Origin of the sequence: Catenulispora yoronensis (genome assembly GCF_039531695.1) — a bacterium.
Lineage (GTDB): Bacteria > Actinomycetota > Actinomycetes > Streptomycetales > Catenulisporaceae > Catenulispora > Catenulispora yoronensis.
In genome coordinates this window covers 38825-59724 of sequence record NZ_BAAAQN010000022.1, presented here as the reverse complement: position 1 = coordinate 59724, position 20900 = coordinate 38825, and the positions used below count along the sequence as shown (strand labels likewise).

Genomic DNA, 20900 nt, shown 5'->3' with positions numbered 1-20900 from the left:
CCGGATCCTGAGTGACGGTGTTAGACCTCGCAGGCGACGAGGAACTTTTCGAGTTCGGACTGCCGAACACGGATCTGACCGTTCGGCAGTTTGAGAACCTTCGGCGCCTTGCCGACCGCCTTCCAACGGTCGAAGGTCGATCGAGGCAGGGGCCGGACGCCATCCCCCAGGGCCCACAAGACCTGTGCCATGCCCAGCAACGCGTCGGGAGTCGTCTTCTCGGGTGATGTCTTGTGTTCGCGGGTGACCGCGGCAGGCTTTCGAGCCACGATGCTGTTGCCTTCCTTCGACGGAGGTGCGGCCCCGGCGGATCGCTTGGCAGTGGATGCCGGGGCCGCTTTGTGCGGATGTGGGTCTGCCCCGGAGCTCATGCCCTGGTAAGCAGTGGCGCCGGGGTGGCGGTGGTGCTGTTCGGTTGTGGTCGCGTGCTCAGCTGCGAATGGTGAGGGGTCTGCGTTGGCCGTTGGCCAGGGAGCTGCGTGCGATGTTCTCGGCTTTTTTGGCGTTGATTCCGCTGGCGATGCCGGTGTCGGTGAGCCGGTCGATAACGTCGCGTTCGGTCAGGGTGGTGAGGTGGATGAGTCCGCCGGCCTGGTAGGCCAGGGCGGCGAGTCGTTGCTTTCTGCCTTCTTTGCCGCGTTGCTCGCGCAGCTGGGTGTCACCGCGGTTGAGGACGGCCAGTAGGTACCGGGTGCCGCGATCGGCGCTGGCGGTGGAGGTTGCTGTGGCGCGGGTCGGCGCGGGTGTGGTGTCGCGGTGTTCTGAGCTTGCGACGCGTATGACTTCGCCGGTGAGCCAGTCGGGCATGTGACCGATGCTGGCGGGGGTACCGGAGGTGATGGTGTAGGTGCCGGCGGTGGTGGTCGCGCCCGGGGCGACGCCGTAGGACCATCCGGCTTTGACGTCGACTTTCCAGGCCAGGGCGCGGCGGGTAGAGGCGAGGGCCTGGTGGAGCGTGACGCCTTCGGGTGCGCGGTACCACAGATGGGTGCCGCCGGAGGGGGTGGTGACAACGAGGGGCTGGTGGGCGGCGTCGCTGGGCCAGGGGTTGCGTCCTCCGCGTAGGCGTGCGAGCAGGTTCAGGGAGTCGCGGCCGGTGCGGAAGGCCGAACGGTCGCGCCAGGCGGCTTCGCCGATCAGTTCGGTGCGCAGGTCGATGCCGGGCAGTAGGGCGGTGGCGTGGTTGTCGGGGAGTTCTTCGCCGTGGGTGTCGATGTCGATCAGGACCAGTCTGGAGGGTCCGGCGGCGATGCCGGGGACGGCGTGGGGGGCGCGGCGCCACCAGGCGGTGATGCGGGCCGGGTCGGTGGTGGCGGCGCGTACGCCATGGCACCAGGCGCCGTCGGCGATGCACGCGCACGTCTCGATCTGGTGCGCGGGTTGGGTTTTGGGGTCGCAGCGTTTGCAGTTGGCCAGGGGGCCCTTGGTGCCCGGGGAGAGCGGGAAGACGTGCCAGCCCAGCTGGGCCAGTGCCAGCGCGATGGTTAGGCTGGCGGATCGTTGTGTCATCGGGTCGGGTCCTTTCTGGTGTGGAACGGCGCAGGCACGTGAAAAGCCCCGGCCGCAGGGCCGGGGCAGGATGTGGGCGAGGGGTGTGCCGCATCTTTTTTCTGAACGCGCTCGCGTTTTCGTGTCCCCGTGTCCCACAGGTCCAAAAACAGGCTCTGACGTGCTGGGTATAGCGGGACACAGACCGGGACACAGGGCGGGACACGGGACTGTTTCCCCGTGTCCTGCGTCTGTTTTGGGGCGGTTTCGGTGGCGGGGTGGCGTTGGGGAGGGCTGGGGTTGTGGCATTGCCCGCGCCTTCGGCGCCCCGGGTTGGCGTGGTGTTGCTGCCGTATGGGCTCGCGTTTTCGTGTCCCCGTGTCCCACGGCCCCGGAAGTCAGCCTTGAGCTGGGGTAAGCCGTGGACACAGGCCGGGACACATGCGGGACACGATCTTGTTCGGTGTGTCCCGAACCCATCCGGGGGTGTTGGGGCCGTGTCCCGTAGGACTTGCCGTGTCCCGCCGTGTCCCGGCCTGTGTCCCATAGGTATAGATAGGTTGACCAGGTAGAACACTCATTTTCATGTAGTACGGGACACCGGGACATGAAAACGCGGGCCCATACGAAAAAGAAGGTCGACGGGTCAGGAGTTGGCTTGTTCGCCGATGGTGCCGGGGCCCCAGCCGTTGTCGAGTGGGGACTGGGCCGGCGGCGCCGAAGGCGCGGGCAATGCCACCTGCCGAGCCGTGGGGGCCGCAGCGTTACCGCTGGGCGTTCCGGGGCGGTTCTCGTCGTCGGAGCCGTCGAGAGTGGCGCTGGTGAAGATGTAGGCGCGTACACGCCTTCCGCCGATGTATGCCCGGTCCAGCGCCTTGGACTTCTTCGGGTCGGGGTCCATCGCGATCGTCCCGGCCTCGGTCCAAGCCTCCTTGACCGCGTCGAGCACAATCGGGGGCTTGTGGGCTGACAGGGCCCGGTCAAGCTCACCAGGCAGCAGCGCGATCGCGGCTTGGCCTTTGCGGTCTTCGACGTGGGCGCCGATCCAGCCACCGGGCGGAGGGACGACGAGGGGACCGGCGCCAGTGCCGACCTTTCCGGTGGACAGCGGATGGATGCGGTGGCCTTGTGAGGCGACCAGGGCGCGCACGACTTCCAGCGCCATCGCGCCGCGGTCCTCGCGGGCTTCCTCCTCCGAGAGCAGCTCGGTCCACTCGGCGACCTCCAGCGCGCCGAACGGCACGATGCCCCACTCGTGGGCCAACTGCGCGGCCAGGTGGATGGCGGCGACGTGTCGGGCCCGGCGGCGCGCCACATCGTTGGTGGCGGCGTCGGAATGCTGATCGGCCAGGACGTCGTGCCGTTTGAGCAGCTGTGCCAGCCCGTCGGACTCGGCGAGCATGACGGTCAGCCGTTCGGCGAACGCCGGGCCCGCGGTGCCGAACGCGGTGGTGATGCCTTCGGCCACGGTGGTGGCGTCGCTGGCGGAGCGCTGCCCGGCCAGCCCGAACGGCGGCCGGCGCAGCGAGAGCACCCGGGCAGCGGCGCCCTCGTGCGAGGTGAAGCTGAGGGCGGGCTGTTCTCCGGTGGAGATCACCAGCGTGTTCCATGGCAGCAGCGACGACGACGTGTAGTTGCCGCCCCGTGAGGTGCCCTGGTCCATTGGCACCTGATACAGCACCTGGTCGACGATGTCCGGGTACTTCACCACCCGGGTTTCATCGAGCACCACCGGCAGCCCGCGCATCAGGTTCAGCCGCTTCTCGATGCCGATCATTCCGGATTTCCAGGTGCCCCAGGCCTGGAACTCCGGTGTGGGGTTCGCCCACGCCGACAGCCCCACGGCAGCGGCCGTGGACTTGCCGCGGGTGGATCGGCCGGAGACGTCCACGGTGCACGATCGCAGCCGCAGCGGGTGGAACAGGACCGGGGCGAACGCGGCGGCCAGCACGATCCGCACGACCGGGTAGGCCTGGACCGGTGCGATCGCGGCCTGCCACTGCGCCAGGGTTCCGGCGGGGTGGTAGGCGTCCAGGATCGGTTTCTGCTCGGTGTGAGCGACCTCCACCGGACACGGCGCCCCATCGGAGGAGACGAACGTGCCGTCGGACTGCCAGCCTAGGACGCGGGCGATTCTCATGGTGTTGTCCTCGATCGGGTCGGTGTTGGCCGCCAGGTAGGCGGCCAGGAACTGTTCGGCCTTGCCGGCGTTGCCCTCGAACACCGGGATGCCGACGCTGCCGAGTTCGCGGACCAGCCGCACGCCGGAGCGCAGCGTCGCCCCGGAGACCCGGCGCTTGGTGGTGCGGCGGCGGCTTTCGTGCCAGGCCAGGTCGAACCACTGCTCGCCGTCGGCGGAGGCGTACTTGCGCACCACCGCCAGCGGGCCGTAGGAGACGCGCACATACTTCGGCTCCACCGCGTCGCCCTTGGTGTCGAAGCGCGGCACCACGTGAAAGATGCCGTCACGCCGAAGTTCGTAGCCCTCGGGCATCTGGTGTCCGGCAGGTAGCGACCAGGCGCCTTGTCGGGGGTTCTGGGGTCCTCCCTCATCCGGCGGGCTACCGCCGGGATCAGCGTTCGTGGAAACCATGAAGACTCCAAATCCAGGAGGGGCAGTACGTGCCCGGCACGGCGCAGGCAGCAGGGACCGGGGTCACCAGCGCCCGGGGGTGTCGTCGGACCGGGTGAGGTCGCGCAGCAGGGCGCGCGTGGCCTTGCGCTGCTGCCAGCGCACCTCGACGTGGTGAATGAGGTGAGCCACGGCATCGACGGCGAAGACCAACTCCACCGCGGTGCCGAGCATCTGCGTGAACAGGTGAAAGGACATCGAAGGACTCCTGGGGTTGGGCCGCCGGTGCGTCCCGACGGCGCGTGCGATGCCGACACGCACAAAGGCCCGGACCGGCCCGCACGATGCGGGCCGGTCCGGGCCGGGGCCGAAGCCTAGGTCAGAACGGCGGCTTGGGGCTGGTGGCCGTTCCCGTGGTCCAGGCGTCGCCGCCGCCGGAGTTGCGACGGGTGGCCTTGGCGATGGTGGCGGTGGCGTACAGCAGCGAGGTGCCGACGTCTTCCAGCTCCAGTTCGGTCATCAGCCGGTTCACGCCGTTCTCGTCCTCCCACATGCGCTGCTTGAGGCGGCCGACGGCCACGACGCGGGCGCCCTTGGTCAGGGATCCGGCGATGTTGTCGGCGAGGTTGCGCCAGGCGGAGCAGCGCAGCACCAGCTTGTCGCCGTCCTCCCAGCGGCCCGAGGTCTTGTCGAAGATGCGGCGGGCAGTGGCGATGCTGAACGAGACCACGGACTGGCCGCTGTCCAGCACGCGGTATTCGGGATCGGCGGTGAGGTTCCCGGTCAGGGTCAGGACGGTGTCGCCGTAGGACATGGTGAAACTCCTTACGTGTGGACGGAAGAGGGGTTGGGCGCATCGGCCGGGTCGATTCCGGTGGCGGCGGCGAGGACGTGCAGGGCCAGAAGCGGTGGCACCGCGTTCCCTATCTGGAGAAACTTCCTTGTCTTCGGGCCCTGCCATGGGTAGTCCGGCCGGAACGACTGGAGAACTGAGGCCTCCTCGATCGTGATACGCACCGCATCCTCGAATTGACGCTCGCCACCTTCTCTGTCCCGATGCCCGGCTTTGGCGACACGGCCGGTAGCCGCGAGCGTGGTTGCCGGCCGCCCCGCGACCCAGGACACGTCGTTGCCGCGGGCACCGAAGAACAGGGTTCCGGCGGGCTCGTCGAGAGTCCGCGCGGATGAGTTCGCCTGCGTGTTGTTCCGCAGCATCCACTTGTAGGTCTGGCCCATCAGGGTCGGTGACGGCCTGTCCAGGGTGCGTTCGTAGCCGCGCTGATAGCTGCTGGCCCGTACATCGACGGTCCAGGACCGAGCCTTCTCGGTCAGCGCCCAGGAAGGCTGGTCTACCGGGAACTCGTTACCACCAGGGGTGGTGCGTGCCCCGCGTGTGTTGACGACTCGTGCGGTGTCCCATCCCAAGGCCTCAGCCATCGATACCCATCGGATGCGGGCGGGGCCGAACAGTGTCGCCTCCTCTGGAACCTGGGCGTGTGTCGGCTCCGGGGGCGCGACCTCGCGTATTCGGGAGGCGATCAGGATTGCCCGTCGGCGGGTCTGCGGCACGCCGTAGTCGGCGGCGTTGAGGACCCCGGCCCACCCCGAGTAGCCACGGCCCCGAAGTATGCGGACGATGTGCTGCCACAGCGGCAGAACCGCGGGTACCTGCTCCAGCGTGACCCATTCGGGGCGCAGGTCCAGTGCGTACCGCAGCGGCTGCACGACCAGCGGCGTGCGCGGGTCCGAGCATGCCGTCGTCAGCCGGTCGATGGTGTTGTATCCGGCCGCCAGGTCATCGAGTGCCTGGTGCAGTAGTGGCAAGTCCCCGACGCCTTCGCCCTTTCCCGCGGCGGAGAACGTGCCGCACGGAGGCGAGCCGATCAGCCTCTTGATTTTGTTTCTCATGCGGGTGGTTGGGAGCGTCGCGACGTCGGCGCGGACGGTGAGGTGCCCGGCGGCGGCCCGGGTGGCGCAGGCCCACGGGTCCAGCTCGATTCCGAGCTCACGCAGGCCAAGCGCGGCAGCGGCAACGGACCAGCCGCCGGGGCCGGCGAACAGGTCGATGGTGTCCGGTGCGGTCATGCGGGACCGCCGCGAGAAGTCGAGGGCCCATGTGCGCCGCGGAAGATGCCGGTGAAGGCAATGCTCATGTCGACTCCCGAAAGGTCCGGGTCGGCGGCGCGGCTGACGGTGCGGCGGGTGCGCAGCTGCTCGACGCGGTCGGCGGCGAACTTCAGGGCCTTGCGGGCCAGGCGCCAGTCGTCCTTGCGCGCGACGATCCAGGCGTGGGCGGCGATGGCCTTTTCGGCACGGTAGAGCCGGTAGCGGCAGCCGTTCGGCGTGGTGACCGCCTTGATCCGGCGGCGCCGCAGCTCCAGGGCGACCAGATCAGCCGGGATGGCGTCGGCCAGGGCCAGCAGTTCGGCGAGCGGGACGGGTGCGTGTCGCGGTCGGCTGGTCATCGCGCACTGCCGATCGCCGATGCGGCCTGGGCGGGCATCTGGCGGACCCGCAGCCGTTCGGGCCAGTCCTCCATGTCGGCGCCTTTGGGGCTGCGGCACCAGTCGTGGCGGCGGGCCCAGGCGGTGCCGAGCTGCTTCATGAACACGGCGAATCCGGCGACGCGCCCTAGTTCGATGAGGTTACGGGCCCAGGTCAGGTCCATGGGTCGGGCGCCGGGTCCGGACTCGCCGCCGATGATGACCCAGTCGAGCCGGTTCGGTCGCGAACCGGGGTGGCAGGTGCAGTCGCAGCGGCCCCACAAGTGCCCGGAGTGCCAGTCCAGCGCGCCCTTGACCGAGCAGCGGTCGCAGGCCGGGGTCTGCACGTGCTTGAACCAAGTTTCCAGGTCCAGCGGGCCGATCAGCGGCTCGGCGGAGATGAACCGCATCGCGGCGTTGGTGCGCAGCAGCGCGGGGATGCGCAGCTCGGCGCGGGCCTGGTCCTCCACCGACACCCCCAGCCACACGTTCGGCAGCGGCCAGGCATCCCACGGCGCGACGTCGGCGGGGTGGTCTTCCAGGTAGGCGATCGACAGATGCCCGGCGGCGGCTTCGGCCCGGGTCGGGTCACGGAACCCGAGACGGTCGCAGAACGCGCGCATCCGGGCAGGACGCTTGGTCAAGATCTGGAAGGTGTGTTGCGGGGTGTCGGCCATGGTCTGGAACACGGCCAGCACGAACTCGTCCGGGATGTCGTTGTGGAACAGGTCCGACATGGAGTTCACGAACACCCGCGCCGGACGGCGCCAGCGGCGCGGCGCGTCCAGCCGCTCGGGGTGCAAGGTGACGGCGAAGCCGTTGGGGAACGCCGCGCCGCCGGCGAAGCGACGGGCGATGTTCTCGGCATAGCAGCGGTCGCAGCCGGGCGAGACCCGGGTGCATCCGGTGACCGGGTTCCAGGTGCGGTCGGTCCACTCGATGGTGGTGGTGTTCATGGGCTGTCCCTCACAGCGATGCGGAAGGTGCGGACAGCCCGAAAGGCCCCGCCGCGCCCCACGAGTCGGGGGCGGTGCGGGGCCTGGTTTCAGGTGTTCAGTGCCGGATGCTGGCCAGCATGTGGTTGATGGTCGGGGCGAACGAGGAGTCGGCGAGCAGGAACCCGAACAGCGCCACGACCAAGGCGACCAGCACGGTGGTGTAGCCGCTGCGGACGGCGAAGAACACCACCGCGGCCAGGATGCCGATCAGCGGAACGGTGACCATGATTTGCCTCCCAAAGGGCGGTTTCGGTTGAGTGGATGAGCCGTACGCCGCAGGTAGCGGACGGCGGCGGATGGACGCTTGTCGCTTGTCGCCTTGCCTGTTGACCTGCGGTTTCAGCGACCGACGCGACAAGGCGACAAGCGCGAATCGGTAAGGGGTGACAAGTCAAACGACGCCAGACGGGCACGGATTAGAGCGCTTACCTGGGAAAACTGTGGTTCGGTACGGCCTCGGCTTGTCGCTTGTCGCTTGTCACGTGACAAGCACCATGAGGGCCCCCGGGGGTGACCAAGTCCGTCGCTTGTCGCTTGTCACGTGACAAGTGACAAGCACATCGGCGGGTATTACCGGCCGGTGTGCTCCAGTGCGGCATACACGGTGTGGGTGCCGGTGCCTTGGGTACGGATCTGGCCCCGCCGGGCCATCTTGGCCAGGGCTGTGGAGACGGTCTGCCGGGCCAGATCGGTGCCGTGTTCGGCCAGGGCGTCACGGACTTCACCGGCCGACATCCAGGTGTCGGCACCGGCGGTGCGCAGGATCTGCACGACCTTTCCCTGCCAGCCGATCGGCGCATCCGCCGCTGGGGCGGCCGGTGGCTCGTCGGTTTCCGGGATCATGCCCAAGGCTTGGTGGAAGGCGTCGAGCGTGTGCTGGTCGGCGGCGGACAACGGCTTAGGCCCCGGGCCGGTGTCGGTTTTGGGGGTGCGGCTGTGCCGCCACGGCAGCGGCTCCAGCCCGCCACTGGCGCGGGAGGCGGGCGCCGCCGGGGCCGCCGGCGGGGTGTCGCCGAACAGCCAGCCCAGGTTCTCCCTCTCCCAGCGCCGGTCGTAGACATCCCCGAACCGTGCGGCAATCATCCGGACCGCTTCCGGCTCCAGGCTGGCACGCCAGGAGTTGGTGGCGGCCACCGCTGCTCGCGCGAAGGATGGCGCGGTTTTGAAGGTGCGCATGGGGATGCGTCCGAACCCGCCGGGGTCGGTGGTCGCCTCGGCCACACCGGCACCCTTGGCGAGCAGTTGCTTGCGGTCGATGCCCCGCAGCCCCGGGAACAACTTGGCAGTTCCGGCACCTTCGGGGTCGGTGGCGGTCAGTGCGATGCGCACGTTGGAGGACTTGCGGATCTGCGAGTCGCCCAGCACGGTCAAGTTCCCATCCACCGCGGTGAGCACCAGACGTATCCCCATGGCGCGGAGCGTCTGCATGATCCGCAGCAGCAGTTCCTTGAGCTTCTTCTTCACCGGGTCCGAACCGGTGTAGCCCAGGATTTCAGCGCCTTCATCCACCAGGATGGTCAGGAACGGGATTTTGGCGCTGACCGGCAGCAGCGTGGTGTCTGCCCGGCGCATCAGCTCGGCGTAGGCGCCCAGACGCCACTCGCCCAGCGCCAAAGCGACACTGAGCATGATCAGCGCGGTTTCGGCATCGGCAGCTACCCAGTCGATACCGGGCCTGATGCCGCCGGGCAGCCGGTCCGCACCCGGCGGCGGAGCAAGCACCCCGGTGGACTCCAGCCACGGGTTGATGAACGCGCGGGCCGCGTTCCCGTTCTTACCCAAGTCGATAGCCCACGTCAGAGCATCGGGGCAGCGGCAGAAACCGGCGAAGACGGCATCGAGCAGAGTCGATTTCCCGCCGCCGGGCGGTGCCAGGATCAGCGCGCACGCCTCCCGCAGGAACACCGGCACCGGCTTGGAGTCCCGGCCCAGGAACCACGGGATCCCTGTCAGGACGCTGAGCGGGGAGAAGTCCTCGCCGTAGGACTGGACGCGGTCGGAGGCGTCCTGGGTGTCCACCTCGATGAGCACCTGGCCCTGAATGATGGTGGGCACCACCTGCACCAGGCAGCCGACCGGCAGCCGCGCCGCCTCGGCCAGGGCGACGTTGAACCCGGCGAGCCGGGAGGCGGTGATGCCGTCGGGCAGCGCCACCTCCAGCGCGAAGCCGGTTCCGTCGGGACGCTGCGCCAGCGCGACCACCGCAACGCGGATGTTCGTGACCCGCTCGATACGGTCCACCCACTCATTCGCGAGGGCCCAGCGGCTGGCGTTCTCGGCCCGCGCCACCTCGGCGCGAGCGTCCTCGTCGCGGGCCTCCTCCTGCAACTCGGCCTCGGCGGCCAGGCCGTGGGCCACCAGGGCCCCGGCGGCCAGGGTGCCGGCCGCCCAGCCGAACCCAGAGCCGGTCCAGTGCCGGGGGTCGGAGGCGATGACGGAGGCCGACCAGGTCCCGCCGATGGCCCAGCCGGCCAGTCGGGCGCCGTAGGTGGCGCCGGTGGCGCCGCGCCGCCATGGCGCGATCAGCCCGTGCCCCACCGCACCGGCGGCGGCGATCGCCAACGGCCAGGTAGCGGGAACCCCGGTCGCGGTGCCGAACGCGGCGGCCCCGGCGGCGTTGGCGGCCATTGCCAACGGCCCGGACACGGTGCCGTGCCCGGCCTCCCAGTCGATCGGGACCGGGCCGGCCGCCCGCTTCTTGGCGCCGGTGCCGGGCTTCTTACGGCTACTACCGCTGCTGTTGCCGCTGGTGCGGGTTGCGGCGGGCGGGGCGGTATTGGTGTGCTGCGGTGGCGTCATGTCCTTGTCTCCTTTGCTCACAACCGGAAAAGGCCCCGGGGCGCCTCCTGCGGTGCAGGAGAGGGCCCGGGGCCGTAGCGGTCACCACCCCGGGCGGGACGGGCTGGGTCAGTCGGTGCCGCCGGGGCCTACGTCCCACTTGTCCTCGCCGGTGCGGGGGTCCTCGTGGCGGGCGATGTCGGCCTCGTGACGGCTGCGGAACGTCGGTTCCAGGGATTCCGCCGCCGAGGCAGCGGACCGGATGTGGCCTCGCACCTGTTCCAGTTCCTCGGTGACCTGCGGGTCCAGCGGCAACTCGTCGTCGCAGCGCTGCGCCACCACCTCGAAGGTCTTGGCGATCAGCTCCAGCGTCTCGGGCATCGTGGCGAACGCGTTCAGCACGCGCATCATCGCCCCGGGGCCCTCGGCCTCGCCGGACAGCGCGGCCTGATACATGTCCTCGGCCTGCTGCCGGAAGTCGAAAAACTCCATGGATCCAGTCCCTTCAGATGTGGTGGTGGAAACCGTCTCGGCGCCGAGCACGTCGGCAAGCGCTAACAGATCGTCCAAATCAACATCGATGGCGCCGCCACGGCCGGTCGGCGTGGTCGTCCCAGGCAGCTGCGTGTTCTCCGGGGCGGCGGCCAGCCCTGCCTCGTCCTGGTGCTGCGCCTCGATGACCGCGTCACGCTCCTTGCGCGCGGCCCGCGCCCGATCGGCCAGGCGCCGGTAGACCTTGCGCCCCCACTGGAGCTTCCGCTTGAGCAGCGGACCCAACAGCGCCGATGCGACCCCGAACGGTGCGGCAATCGCGGTGGCCAGGCCCAGACGGGCCCGCATCCGCCCCGCCGAGCGGGCCAGGCGCCAGCGGCGCCGCGCCGACCCGCCGAAACGGCGGGCATTAGCCTTGCGGGTCCGCCGAGCCTCCCGCCTGGTCCGGCGGGCTGTGCGCCGGGCATCCCTGCGCTGCGCCCACCCGCCCCGCGTACCCCCGGCTCCGGCACCGGTGGAGTGGTGACCGCGACGTTTCGCCCGCCCGGCACCCGCACCACCCGAAGCGCGACCCAAACCGCCGCCGGCACCACGGGCACGGCGAGAACCAAAGCGACCCGCGGCGTCCCGGCGACCGAAACCACGGCGGCCGACACCACCGGCCGCGCCGCTCCGGCGCCGCAGGCCACCGCGCAAACCGGCCCCACCGCTCTTGCTGGCCGGGCTACCGCCCGGGGCAGCGGCGGAGCGCCGCCGCAGCCGGGAGATACCGCGCGGTACGGCACCGCCGGACGCCCCAGCCGTACTCCCGGCGCGGCGCATGCCGCGCCGGGCATCGGCGACCCCGTGCCGAGCAGCAGTACGCGCCCGCCGATCCTGCCGACGCGACCGCGACGGCAACCCACCAGCCGCCGCACCCGCACCGGCACCCGAACGCGTGGCGCGGCCACCGCGGCCCGAGACGCCCCGGCCCGAGGCGCCACGCACCGCAGCGGCGCGAGCCCGCCGCCACCGCCCACTGCCGATACGCGCCCGGGGCGCCCCCGTCCGGTGCTTGCGCACCGACGCGACCACCACCCCGGCAGCAGCCAACAGCCCCCCGCCGGCCAAAGCCAGCGGACCGCCGAGCATCCCCAGCGTCGACACCCCCGCCAACGCCGAACCGGCACCCACCGACGCCACCGCAGCCACCGGCACACCCCCAGGGGTGTGCCCGTCGAACTCCATCGGCGCACCCGCCGCAGAATCCGGTGACGAATCGACGACCGGCGGCCGGGAATCACCGGCATCTGTCTCGATGCTGCCCCGCTGCGCGGGAATCACCGGCGCAGCCGAAACTACTCCGGACTGAACATCTTCGAATTCACTGACGCTCACAGCAAACCTCCAATCCCACAAGAAAAAGCGAATAGACATCACCGCCGGAATACGTCACGGCGAAAACCAGAAAAGAGAAGACGGGCCGTACCCGGACGCGGGCGGCAGCCGTACCCCGGCGGCATCGGCCGTACCTGAGGGCCGTACCCGGGGCCGTACCCGGGCGTGCGGGCCGAAGCGGCGCCGGGTGCGCCCTGGGACGCCTGGGCGGTCTTGGTTGGACGGTGCCAAGCCTCACCCGGCGGAGATCAACCATCAGGGCGAGGTGTCGGAGTCCAACCTGCCGTCGGGGTCGTCGGGCCGGGCCGGGGACACCGGGCCGATCGCCTTAGCCGCCGCAGCGATGTCCTTCATGCTCAGGCCGTGCTTGAAGTCGCTGCGCACCTGCTGCTCCACCGCGAGGTAGTCCTGGAGCAGTCCCGGGTTCATTCGGGCCGCCAGGACCAGCTCACGACGCCCAGCGAGAACACAGAAAACACAGCTCAGACGCGGCATGCCAGCGTCATAGGCGGGATGGTGACGGACCCCGGAGCGGCGGATCGTGGCCCAGACCCGCTCATCGGACCAGTCGAAGATCGGCAGCCACCGGTCGACGATCCGCTGGCCGTTCGTTGCGGCGCCGTCCAGGCCGAACGGCACCTTCTTCGCACGGGCCACAGACTCGACAGCCCGGATCCCCAGGCAGTTCAGGATCCTGACGGGCCCAGCCGCAGGGTGTGCCGTGCGATGCTCTGCGGCCAGCCGTGTCATGAGCTTGGCCACCTGCGATGTCTTCTGATCGCTGGTACAGAAACGGGCGGTGGATGAGGGCCAGGCGGGCGTGTTCGTCTTCTTGCCCGCCAGCTCGGTAGCCAGGCCGGCGAAGCCCGGGTAGCCGGCGGCGGCCAGCGCCGCAGCCTCCTGGTGCAAGGCAGCCGCGACCGCGTCCAGGGTGCGACGGCGGGTGCGGACCTGGTCCAAGAGGTCTTCGCTCCTGGCCACAGTCTCGAACCGGAGCCCATATGCGGCGGCCTGTTCCTGGGCCAGGGCCCGGGTGCCGGGCCATTCGACCCGGCCCAGGTCGGCGTGGACGACCACCAGCCGCCTGCGCGGGACGCCCTGCCGGTCGGCGAGGTCCACCAGGTGGGTGAGCATGGCCTGACTGTCTTTGCCCGCGGAGGAGTTGATGAGAACGGTGTCGTAGTCGGCGAGGGACGGGCTACCTGTAGCAGCTGGCACAGCAGACCTCCGTTGCTGGGCGCGGAATGTGCTGACACCCGCAAAGGCCCTGGCAGCAAGGCCAGGGCCGCTCACAGGAGACTGTTAGGCGTGGTGCGCTGCCGTGAGGTCGCGTTCGGTCGGATCCTGGCCCGGTGGGATCCAGCCGTCGTCGCCGGGGCTGATCATGGTTCTGATGCCGATGGCGGTGCGGGGTGTGCCATCACGCCGGGGTTTGCCGATGTCCGCGCCCACGGCCAGCTCCAGCCGCCCGTCGCGCCACCGGTGCTTGACGACCGGCACGCCGAGCGCGGCGGCCCAGGCAGCAACCACCTGGGCTCGGCTACGGCACGGGGTGCCGAACAGGTCCTCACCGATGTAGTCGACGTCGTCCGGCTCCAGACGTACCGAGATCGCCCACCGGTTGATCTGGTAGGGCACCGGCGGTACCGGGGTAGGACTGCCGGGCCGGTGCCGGGCCAGGAAAGCCGACAGGTCAGCGGCCATCGCGGCCTGCCGGTCGAAGTCGGAGACCTCCCCGGGAGACAGCGTGATCCTCACCCCTGCTCCTTCGCAGTCGGCGCGGTGTCGGTCATGCGGCGGATGAGCAGCGCGCACCGGTCGGCCGGGCCGGGGTCAAGCGGCAGGATGAACCGTCCGGTGTCCGGGTCGATCAGGCCCCGCCAGGCGGTGAGCTGAGTACGCAGATCGGTGGCGAACCGCGGTCGCGCGTCCGGGTCAGCGGGCTGCTGCGCGGCCAGCAGTGTGGCGAGCAGCTCCCGTTCGGTGTCGGTGTAGGCGATGACGGTGCGCCCGTCCAGCGCTGTGTGCAGCCGGGCCGCGCCGGCGACGGTGTCCACCGGGGCCGGGCCCAGACCCGGGGTTTTGCGTGAGGCGCGGGCGATCGCAGGCACCGGGATCGTCGTGCCGTGCACGTCGACGGCATCGACGAGCCAGCCCGTCACAGGTCGGCGGCGCCCGCCCGCCGTGGTGGCCGGGCTCGGAGACACGGCCGTCACCCGCACCACCACCGCGCGGTCGCGCATCATCTGCGCGGCCCATGCGGTGACGTCGGCGCGGGCGGCGGTGGCGGTGCGGACTGCGGCGGCCAGCTGCGCGACGCGTCGGCACATCGCACAGCGCCGCCCCGTCCACGGGCACGGGCTGGGGTGCCCCATCGTGGTGCGTCCGCACGGGTGGTGCAGGCCCAGTTCAGCCTCGGTGTGCGCCCCGCAGTCATCACACAGGTAGACGCGGGTGCGCCGGGCGGCGGCGGCTTCCAGCGTGGCGGCCGTGCCGCCCGACGGCGCCGACTCGCGCATGTCGTACAGCGCGAACTCGTCCTTCTTGCCGTAGGCGTTGTAGGTGCGGATCAGGGCGTGTACCGGCCCGTTTACGGTGCGCGGCAGGTCGAACTTGGCCAGCTGGGATTCCAGCACCAGGTAGTTCGGGACCTCGATCCAGCTGAAGTAGACCGCGGGGGTGTTCATCGGGCACCACCGCGCAGCGCCTCCACGACCGGCCCGGCCTGGCGGTTGACGATGTCGGCGACCGCCCGCACCGCGGCCTTGGCATCGGCCAAGCACACGGTGCCGACCGGGGTGTCCGGGCTGGGGGTGGGCAGCATCGTGGCGACGAGCGGGATTATCAGCCGGGTGCTGGTCAGCAGCGCCGGACGGGTGTATTCCGGGTTCCAGTAGCTGGAGTGTTCGCTGAACGGGGAGCGCTCGGTGTGCCAGTCGCCGAAGTCGCCCAGGCCCAGGTGGCTGGGGAAGAGCGGCCTGAGCGCGCTGTGAGTCAGCGCGATGGTGACCTCGATCGCCCAGTCGCCGTCGCCGGAGTCGCCGGTGATGACGCGGATGCTGTCGATGTCGTTGCGGATCTCGGCATAGCCGGGCCCCATGACCGGGCCGGTGGCGTTGCGCCACGCGGCGGCGGCGAACTCGACCGGCCCGGCCACGGTGCCGTCCCAGGCGTCGCGGAACTCCTCGGCACTGTTGCGCAGGTAGGCCCCGTACCGGGAGATCCGATCGGAGGCGCGAGAGCGGTCAGAGACGTCATCGATGACGACCAGCTGTTCAGACATGACAGAGAAGACCCTTTCGTCTGTGGCAGTACGAGGTGAGCCCTGAGGCGTGGTGCCGGACCCGGCCCGGGTCCGGCACCACGCCTCAGGGCTGGGCGGGCATGCTGGGGCGGGTTGTGGGCGCGGGGTCCGGCTGGTCAGCCAGCCACGCTTGGATCTCGGCGGCCTTGTCCTGGCCGATCCCCAGACCGGATTTCAGGGCCCTGATGGACGCCGGGCGTCCGAACGCCTTCCGGTACTCGGCATCGAGCTTGATCGCCCGTGCCTTCAGCGTCTCGGGGCTCGCCCCGCCGCCGGGGTTGGGCGCCCCGGCAGCGACCGACGAGACCGGTCCGCCGGCGGGGTTCGCGGCGGGCGGCGGCGGACTGTACCCGGGGCCCTGCGGAGGCATCAGGTACGGGCTCGGCCGCTGTCCGGGTACGCCATGGGGCCCGATGCCGAGTACGGCGCCGGGTACGGCGGATTCTTGGGTGCGGGCTTTGCGGGCAGCGGTTTTCGCTTCCCGTTCGGCGATTTTGGTTGCCCGGTCGATGATGATGCGGGAGTAGCGCTTGCGGAATTGCGCCAGCGCTTCGATAACGAATACCTGAATGATCGGCCCGAGCGAATGCAAAGCGGCGCCGGAGTAATCCTTGTGCTGTGCGGGATAGAAGACGTTGAAGACCACGGCTGCGATGCCGGTGACGATGCGCAGCCCGAATCCCCAGTCGAATCCGTCGGTTTTCGCCTCGCCGGTTTTGCGGGCTTCCATCTCGGCCAGGTGCGCGGAGATCTGAAGCTCGGCGATCAGCGCACCCTCCACCCCGGGGTAGAGCAGCCATGCCCACGGGTCGGCGGTGGAGTGATGCAGCGCGTCGTGGGCGTTGCCGGTGCCCACGGCGGTGATGATGGCGGCGATGATGAGCACGATGATCTGCACGGTCCGGTTGGCCCGGCGTGCCGTCGCCCATTCCCGCCGCAGCCCTGCCAGAACGGGGTCGGCGACCTCGTCCGGGTTGATGGTCATCGGTTACCTCCGGCGGTGTTCGGGAGCGTGGTGGAGGTGACCGTGGGGGCGAAGTAGTTCGTGACCGGTTCGTGGTGCTGGCCGGTCTGCTTGAGCAGCAGCACCGCGGGCACGGCGACGAACAACGCGCCGACGATGAACCCGGCGGTGCGCTGCCACAGGGTCGGCCCGGCCGGGGAGACGATGACGACGCGCTGCGCCGGGTCGCCGGGCTTGGCGAACCAGGCGCCCAGCGTGCCCTTGGCAACGGTGAAGACAGCGGCGGCGGCGATGATGAGCAGGACGACCATTCCCATACAGATCAGCTCCCTAGTCAGTGGGTGCGGCACCTGGCGCCTGTGCGCCGCCGGTGGAGTCACGGACACCGCGAAAAGCCCCGGCACCGGGCCGGGGCTGATCGAGGGAGCAGGGTTCTACGTCGTGGAGTGTGGTTCGTCAGGCGCGGATTCACCGCCGGCCAAGGCATCAGCGGAAGCCGTCGCAAAGGAGGCGGCATCGGCGGAGGCGGCCCCGGCCGTGTCGCGCCGCCGCCTGGTCAGCACCGGCCGGGACCAGCGAGAGGCGGCCTTGGCCACTGCCAGAGTCCCGATCGTGAGCAGTGCGGCGATGACAGCCTGTGCGATCACTGGGCCGTCGCCTCCTCGGCGGAGCTCGGGTGCGGGGCGTCGGAGTCGATGTCCTCGATCCATGCCGCACACACCGCGGCGACCTGCACCAGCTCTTTGCGCAGGCTGGCCGGGTGAATCTCGGCCAGCGTCTCGTAGACCTCTTCGAGCAGCACGTCACGCCAGGTGGCGCCGCCGGTGTTCTCGGCGGCCTGGCAGCGCAGCCGCATCACGTTCGCGTCGTGTCGCGCGTTGTGGGCGCCGGTGCCGGGCAGGCGGTGCTGAACCCCCCACTTGTCCAGCTGGGCCTGCCGCTCGCGCCAGATGTCGTTCAGCACTGTCTCGGTCGCTCGCGCCTGCACCGCCGGGTCCAGGCCCCTCGCCGGTGCGGCGGCCGGTGCCCGGCGGGGGTTGGTGCGGCCGGTAAGCCAGGCCAGGATTGCCGAGCGTCGGGTCTGCATAGGCTTTCCCCTCCTCATCAGGGTTCGGACAGCCCGAAAGGCCCGGCCGACCCCCCATGCGGGGGCGGGCCGGGCCTGGGCGGCGCCTGGGCTGGGGTGCTGTCAGGTGGCGTACGCCACGGCGGCGGCAGGGGTCTCCAGGGATTCTTCGCGGACGGCGATGTGATTCCAGATCTCGACGGCGATCCCCGAGACGGTGGCTCGGGCGCTCAGCTCGCGATAGAAGCGGCGCACGGATCCGAGCTGATAGGACTTGGTCTCCGCCAGGTGCGTGACGCCGTCGAGCGCGTCAGCCCACCAGCGGATGAGGTCGATGTCGTCGGCCTCGTCGATGTAGGTGCCGGACTGCGCGCTGAACACCCAGCCGCGCTGTTCGGTCCACCGCAAGTCGCAGCTGTCCAGCTTGTGCTCGCCGTCTTCGAGCGCGATGACCCGCGACAACACTTGCGCCGCGTCGGCTGCGCCGGACTGGGGGCCTTCGTGGATCTGCTCGCTCATGGGTTCTCCTTGGCTGGCTTTGATGACCGGGACAGCCCGAAAGGCCCCGGCGACCGCAACATCAGCGGTGACCAGGGCCTGTACGGCGATCCCCTTTCATCCGGCGACCGCCGTAGCGATCGGCACATCGTGGTTGGAGAACTGTTCCGGGTCTGTGCAGTACAGGCACACCCGGTCGACCGGCAGGCAGTATTCGAAGACCTTTCGGCATTGCTGACAGGTGGAGCGGGCGGCCAGCATCGCCGCGACCGCCCTCAAGTTCCCGGCGGTCGGCGGACGCTTGGGCTTGGCATCGGCCACCCGATACAGGTAGGCGACCCCGATACCGCTGCGCTGCTTCCACATGATCTGTGCGACCACCGCGGCACCGCCGGGGCGCAGGCCGAGAGCGGCAAGCTGGCGTTTGGTGGCCAGCCCGTCGGGAGCCAGGCGCCACGGGTAGGTCGGGATCCCGTACCGGCTCCCGGTCGGGTCGTAGAACCGGACCGCTATGCGAGGCATCGCGCCTTGTTCTGTGCGCTGAGCATCTTCTCGACGTACTTCACCGTGATCCGCAGCCGTGCGGCGATGTTCTCATTCGTCTCACCGGCCGCACTCAGGAACGCCACTTCACCCGAGGTGTACTCACGCGAGAGGCAGCCGTGCGACCGTGCCGCTGACGGGTCTGCCGCTCCGCTGGGCATAGCGCGCGGGTCGTCGATCGTGTCGTCATCCCACGCGGTCGGCGGCACCGCGCCCCGGCCGCGGGCGCGAGCCGCCGCCAGGTGCGAGGGGCCCGGCACGTCCCACAACTGGCGGTAGAGATCCACGATGGCTCGGGCACGCCCGGCAGTGATCGAAGGATCCGTAGACATCGGTGTGGTCGCCAGGCCGAGCCGCCGGCCCAGCTCGGCCTGCGGCCAACCGATCGCGGCCAGCGCTTGCAGCCGCCGCATGCTGCCGACCGGATTGATCAGCATCCCGTCCGGCACCGTCGGGGCGAGCCGGGACCGCGGGCCCAGCGCAGCAAGCGCGCGGGCCGTCGCCGCGCGGACAGTGGCCGGACGCGACACGGCGGGCCCACCGGCCAGCCTGCGCACGCACTCGGTACTCAACCGCGCGGCGGCAGCCACCTGCGCCACGGTCCACCCGGCCTGGAGCAGTTCCTCCAGCCGCGCGGCCACGCCTTCGACGGGCACCGGGTACTGCCAGGTCCCCCGCAGCACCGCCAGTTCACGCTGCTTGAGGTAACGCGCCTGCCGGGCCCGGCAACCCCCGCACCCGCACTTGCGCCGGTGCCCGGCGATCCGAGTGAGGGTCGTAGCACCGGTCATCGCCCACCACCGACAGGGATGGTGGCCCGCATGACCTTGCCGCCGGGCTCGGGCAGCGCGCACAGGTCATCGCACAGCGCCGAGACGATCCCGAGCCCGTGACCGCGCACCAACTCCTCAGCATCCGGGCCGGCAGGGCCGTCGATGACCGACAGGTCCCAGACCTGCGAGCCGGGCCAGCGCGGCAGACGCGCATCGAAGTCCCGGACCTCGATGCACACGTGCCGACCGAGCAGCGTCAACCGGACCGGCAGCACCAGCCGCCCGGCCGGCCATACGGCATGCACCAGCGCGTTGCCGACCAGCTCATCGACCACCAGCACCAGGCTGGAGCGGTCCGATTCGCTCAAGTGCCAGTCCCAGGCGCAACCGACGGCGAACGCGCGGGCATCGGCCAACGGCGCCGGAGTACGCCGGTCCAGCCGCGCCTCCCGCACCGTGTCGAAGACCACCTCGCGCACAGCGACACCGAAGGTCTCCGCAACCGGCAGCACCGGGACGCGGTCCAGAACGCTGGTCATCACAGCCCCCTTACGGGCATCAGCACCGGCGCGGGGGCAAGCGTGCGGAGCCGGCAGCCGGGGCAGCCGACGGTGACGACACCGGCGCGGTGGACGGTGCCGCAGGTGTGCAGCGGGGGCGCGTCCAGCCGTGGCGTCACACGGACGATCGGGGCCATGATGGAACCCTCCTCAACGGAGGCGAAACGCGGCCGGTCTACCCAGGACGGGGCCGCGTTTCGCATGGGTATGCGTGCATGGCGAAAGGCCCCGGCGACCGCCCCGTCAGGGCAGTGGCCGAGGCCTCAAGACGTGCCTTCTTCGCTATTGGTTCGCGACCGCCAGGCAGCAGGCGCGCCTAGTGCCGAGGTGCCACCAGGGCCAAAGCCTGGTCGGCGTGCCGGTCGAAGTTCTCCGATCCGGTCGGCTCCGATAGCGGCGCGGTGAAGGCCGCGAACAACTCATCGCCGACACGGGCGCGGATCCGCGCCCAGGCCTCATCGGAGATCGCCATCAGTGCCGACACGGAACGGGCACGATCGCCGTCCGCAGCAGCGCCGATTCCGATCTCTATCCACGCTGCCGTGGCCAAGTCGATCCCGGCCATCAGGCGGCCCGCCGAGCCTGCGGCACGGCCGGGCCGGCCAGCTCCGGCACGTCCTGCTCGGCCTCGTCCTCGGCCGCAACCGCGACGGGGACGGCGACTGGCACCGCGAACGCCACCGCGACCCGGGCCGGTGCCGGCGCGGGCACACTGGACACCTGCTCGGCGAGGCCTTCACCGGCGCGGGTCTGCGTCCGGTCCGAACCGCTCGCGACGTGGGCCGCCGCCATCGTCAGCAGCGACCCCAACGCGCCGACCGCGAACACGAAGTGGACCGGCCCACCGGACTGGGCCGTCGCCGCAGCGCCGACGATCGACGCACCCGCAGCGGCCAAGGACAGGCGGGCGACACCGTGAGCCTTCAACGCGGACCTTTCAGACAGTTTCGGGTCATGCTCCATAGGGCACCTCCAGCAAGCGGGAAGATTCGATCCTTCACCGC

25 protein-coding genes are annotated in these 20900 nt (G+C 70.3%); all 25 read right to left on the bottom strand.

The window, feature by feature from the left end; genetic code table 11:
- Positions 1-20 precede the first annotated feature (20 nt).
- The gene (locus ABD481_RS19715; protein ID WP_344667170.1) at positions 21-371 is read right to left on the bottom strand and encodes a helix-turn-helix transcriptional regulator; all 351 of its coding nucleotides are present in this window, start codon (positions 369-371) and stop codon (positions 21-23) included.
- A 58-nt stretch (positions 372-429) separates the two neighbouring features.
- Positions 430-1509, bottom strand: a complete 1080-nt coding sequence (locus ABD481_RS19710; protein WP_344667169.1) for a bifunctional DNA primase/polymerase — start codon at positions 1507-1509, stop codon at positions 430-432.
- A gap of 625 nt (positions 1510-2134) precedes the next feature.
- Positions 2135-3982: a DUF927 domain-containing protein gene (locus ABD481_RS19705; protein ID WP_344667168.1), complete on the bottom strand. Its 1848-nt coding sequence runs from the start codon at positions 3980-3982 to the stop codon at positions 2135-2137.
- A gap of 162 nt (positions 3983-4144) precedes the next feature.
- Positions 4145-4318: a hypothetical protein gene (locus tag ABD481_RS19700; RefSeq protein ID WP_344667167.1), complete on the bottom strand. Its 174-nt coding sequence runs from the start codon at positions 4316-4318 to the stop codon at positions 4145-4147.
- A 121-nt stretch (positions 4319-4439) separates the two neighbouring features.
- A complete protein-coding gene (gene ssb / locus ABD481_RS19695) occupies positions 4440-4874 on the bottom strand; it encodes a single-stranded DNA-binding protein (RefSeq protein WP_344667166.1) in 435 nt (144 codons plus the stop codon).
- An 11-nt stretch (positions 4875-4885) separates the two neighbouring features.
- The gene (locus ABD481_RS19690; protein ID WP_344667165.1) at positions 4886-6145 is read right to left on the bottom strand and encodes a DNA cytosine methyltransferase; all 1260 of its coding nucleotides are present in this window, start codon (positions 6143-6145) and stop codon (positions 4886-4888) included.
- On the bottom strand, positions 6142-6525 hold the full coding sequence (locus ABD481_RS19685; protein WP_344667164.1) for a hypothetical protein: 384 nt from the start codon (positions 6523-6525) through the stop codon (positions 6142-6144). The genes ABD481_RS19690 and ABD481_RS19685 overlap by 4 nt, the downstream gene beginning before the upstream one ends.
- Positions 6522-7499 carry a DUF5131 family protein gene (locus tag ABD481_RS19680; protein WP_344667163.1) on the bottom strand — a complete coding sequence of 326 codons (978 nt, stop codon included), beginning with the start codon at positions 7497-7499 and terminating at the stop codon, positions 6522-6524. Before ABD481_RS19680 ends, ABD481_RS19685 begins: the two co-directional genes overlap by 4 nt.
- A gap of 97 nt (positions 7500-7596) precedes the next feature.
- Positions 7597-7767 (bottom strand): hypothetical protein, encoded by a 171-nt coding sequence (locus tag ABD481_RS19675; protein ID WP_344667162.1) that lies wholly within the window; start codon positions 7765-7767, stop codon positions 7597-7599.
- Positions 7768-8111: 344 nt separating this feature from the next.
- Complete coding sequence (locus ABD481_RS19670) at positions 8112-10340, bottom strand: hypothetical protein (RefSeq protein ID WP_344667161.1); 2229 nt, start codon at positions 10338-10340, stop codon at positions 8112-8114.
- A gap of 108 nt (positions 10341-10448) precedes the next feature.
- Entirely contained in the window at positions 10449-11159 is a 711-nt protein-coding gene (locus ABD481_RS19665) for a hypothetical protein (protein WP_344667160.1), read from the bottom strand.
- 1284 nt (positions 11160-12443) lie between these two features.
- Complete coding sequence (locus ABD481_RS19660) at positions 12444-13406, bottom strand: phosphoadenosine phosphosulfate reductase domain-containing protein (RefSeq protein WP_344667159.1); 963 nt, start codon at positions 13404-13406, stop codon at positions 12444-12446.
- A gap of 84 nt (positions 13407-13490) precedes the next feature.
- Complete coding sequence (locus ABD481_RS19655) at positions 13491-13946, bottom strand: hypothetical protein (protein WP_344667158.1); 456 nt, start codon at positions 13944-13946, stop codon at positions 13491-13493.
- Positions 13943-14875, bottom strand: coding sequence for a hypothetical protein (locus ABD481_RS19650; RefSeq protein ID WP_344667157.1), 933 nt, complete (start codon positions 14873-14875; stop codon positions 13943-13945). The genes ABD481_RS19655 and ABD481_RS19650 overlap by 4 nt, the downstream gene beginning before the upstream one ends.
- Positions 14872-15471 carry a hypothetical protein gene (locus tag ABD481_RS19645; protein WP_344667156.1) on the bottom strand — a complete coding sequence of 200 codons (600 nt, stop codon included), beginning with the start codon at positions 15469-15471 and terminating at the stop codon, positions 14872-14874. The genes ABD481_RS19650 and ABD481_RS19645 overlap by 4 nt, the downstream gene beginning before the upstream one ends.
- Before the next feature lie 85 nt (positions 15472-15556).
- Positions 15557-16477 (bottom strand): hypothetical protein, encoded by a 921-nt coding sequence (locus ABD481_RS19640; RefSeq protein WP_344667155.1) that lies wholly within the window; start codon positions 16475-16477, stop codon positions 15557-15559.
- Complete coding sequence (locus tag ABD481_RS19635; protein ID WP_344667154.1) at positions 16474-16773, bottom strand: hypothetical protein; 300 nt, start codon at positions 16771-16773, stop codon at positions 16474-16476. Before ABD481_RS19635 ends, ABD481_RS19640 begins: the two co-directional genes overlap by 4 nt.
- A 326-nt stretch (positions 16774-17099) precedes the next feature.
- Entirely contained in the window at positions 17100-17543 is a 444-nt protein-coding gene (locus ABD481_RS19630; protein ID WP_344667153.1) for a hypothetical protein, read from the bottom strand.
- A 102-nt stretch (positions 17544-17645) separates the two neighbouring features.
- The gene (locus ABD481_RS19625; RefSeq protein ID WP_344667152.1) at positions 17646-18041 is read right to left on the bottom strand and encodes a hypothetical protein; all 396 of its coding nucleotides are present in this window, start codon (positions 18039-18041) and stop codon (positions 17646-17648) included.
- A 96-nt stretch (positions 18042-18137) separates the two neighbouring features.
- The gene (locus ABD481_RS19620) at positions 18138-18542 is read right to left on the bottom strand and encodes an RRQRL motif-containing zinc-binding protein (protein ID WP_344667151.1); all 405 of its coding nucleotides are present in this window, start codon (positions 18540-18542) and stop codon (positions 18138-18140) included.
- A complete protein-coding gene (locus ABD481_RS19615; protein WP_344667150.1) occupies positions 18530-19354 on the bottom strand; it encodes a hypothetical protein in 825 nt (274 codons plus the stop codon). Before ABD481_RS19615 ends, ABD481_RS19620 begins: the two co-directional genes overlap by 13 nt.
- Positions 19351-19875 (bottom strand): ATP-binding protein, encoded by a 525-nt coding sequence (locus ABD481_RS19610; protein WP_344667149.1) that lies wholly within the window; start codon positions 19873-19875, stop codon positions 19351-19353. Before ABD481_RS19610 ends, ABD481_RS19615 begins: the two co-directional genes overlap by 4 nt.
- The gene (locus tag ABD481_RS19605; protein ID WP_344667148.1) at positions 19875-20033 is read right to left on the bottom strand and encodes a hypothetical protein; all 159 of its coding nucleotides are present in this window, start codon (positions 20031-20033) and stop codon (positions 19875-19877) included. Before ABD481_RS19605 ends, ABD481_RS19610 begins: the two co-directional genes overlap by 1 nt.
- A 179-nt stretch (positions 20034-20212) precedes the next feature.
- On the bottom strand, positions 20213-20461 hold the full coding sequence (locus ABD481_RS19600) for a hypothetical protein (RefSeq protein ID WP_344667147.1): 249 nt from the start codon (positions 20459-20461) through the stop codon (positions 20213-20215).
- Positions 20461-20823: a hypothetical protein gene (locus tag ABD481_RS19595; RefSeq protein WP_344667146.1), complete on the bottom strand. Its 363-nt coding sequence runs from the start codon at positions 20821-20823 to the stop codon at positions 20461-20463. The genes ABD481_RS19600 and ABD481_RS19595 overlap by 1 nt, the downstream gene beginning before the upstream one ends.
- Between the last annotated feature and the right edge of the window lie 77 nt (positions 20824-20900).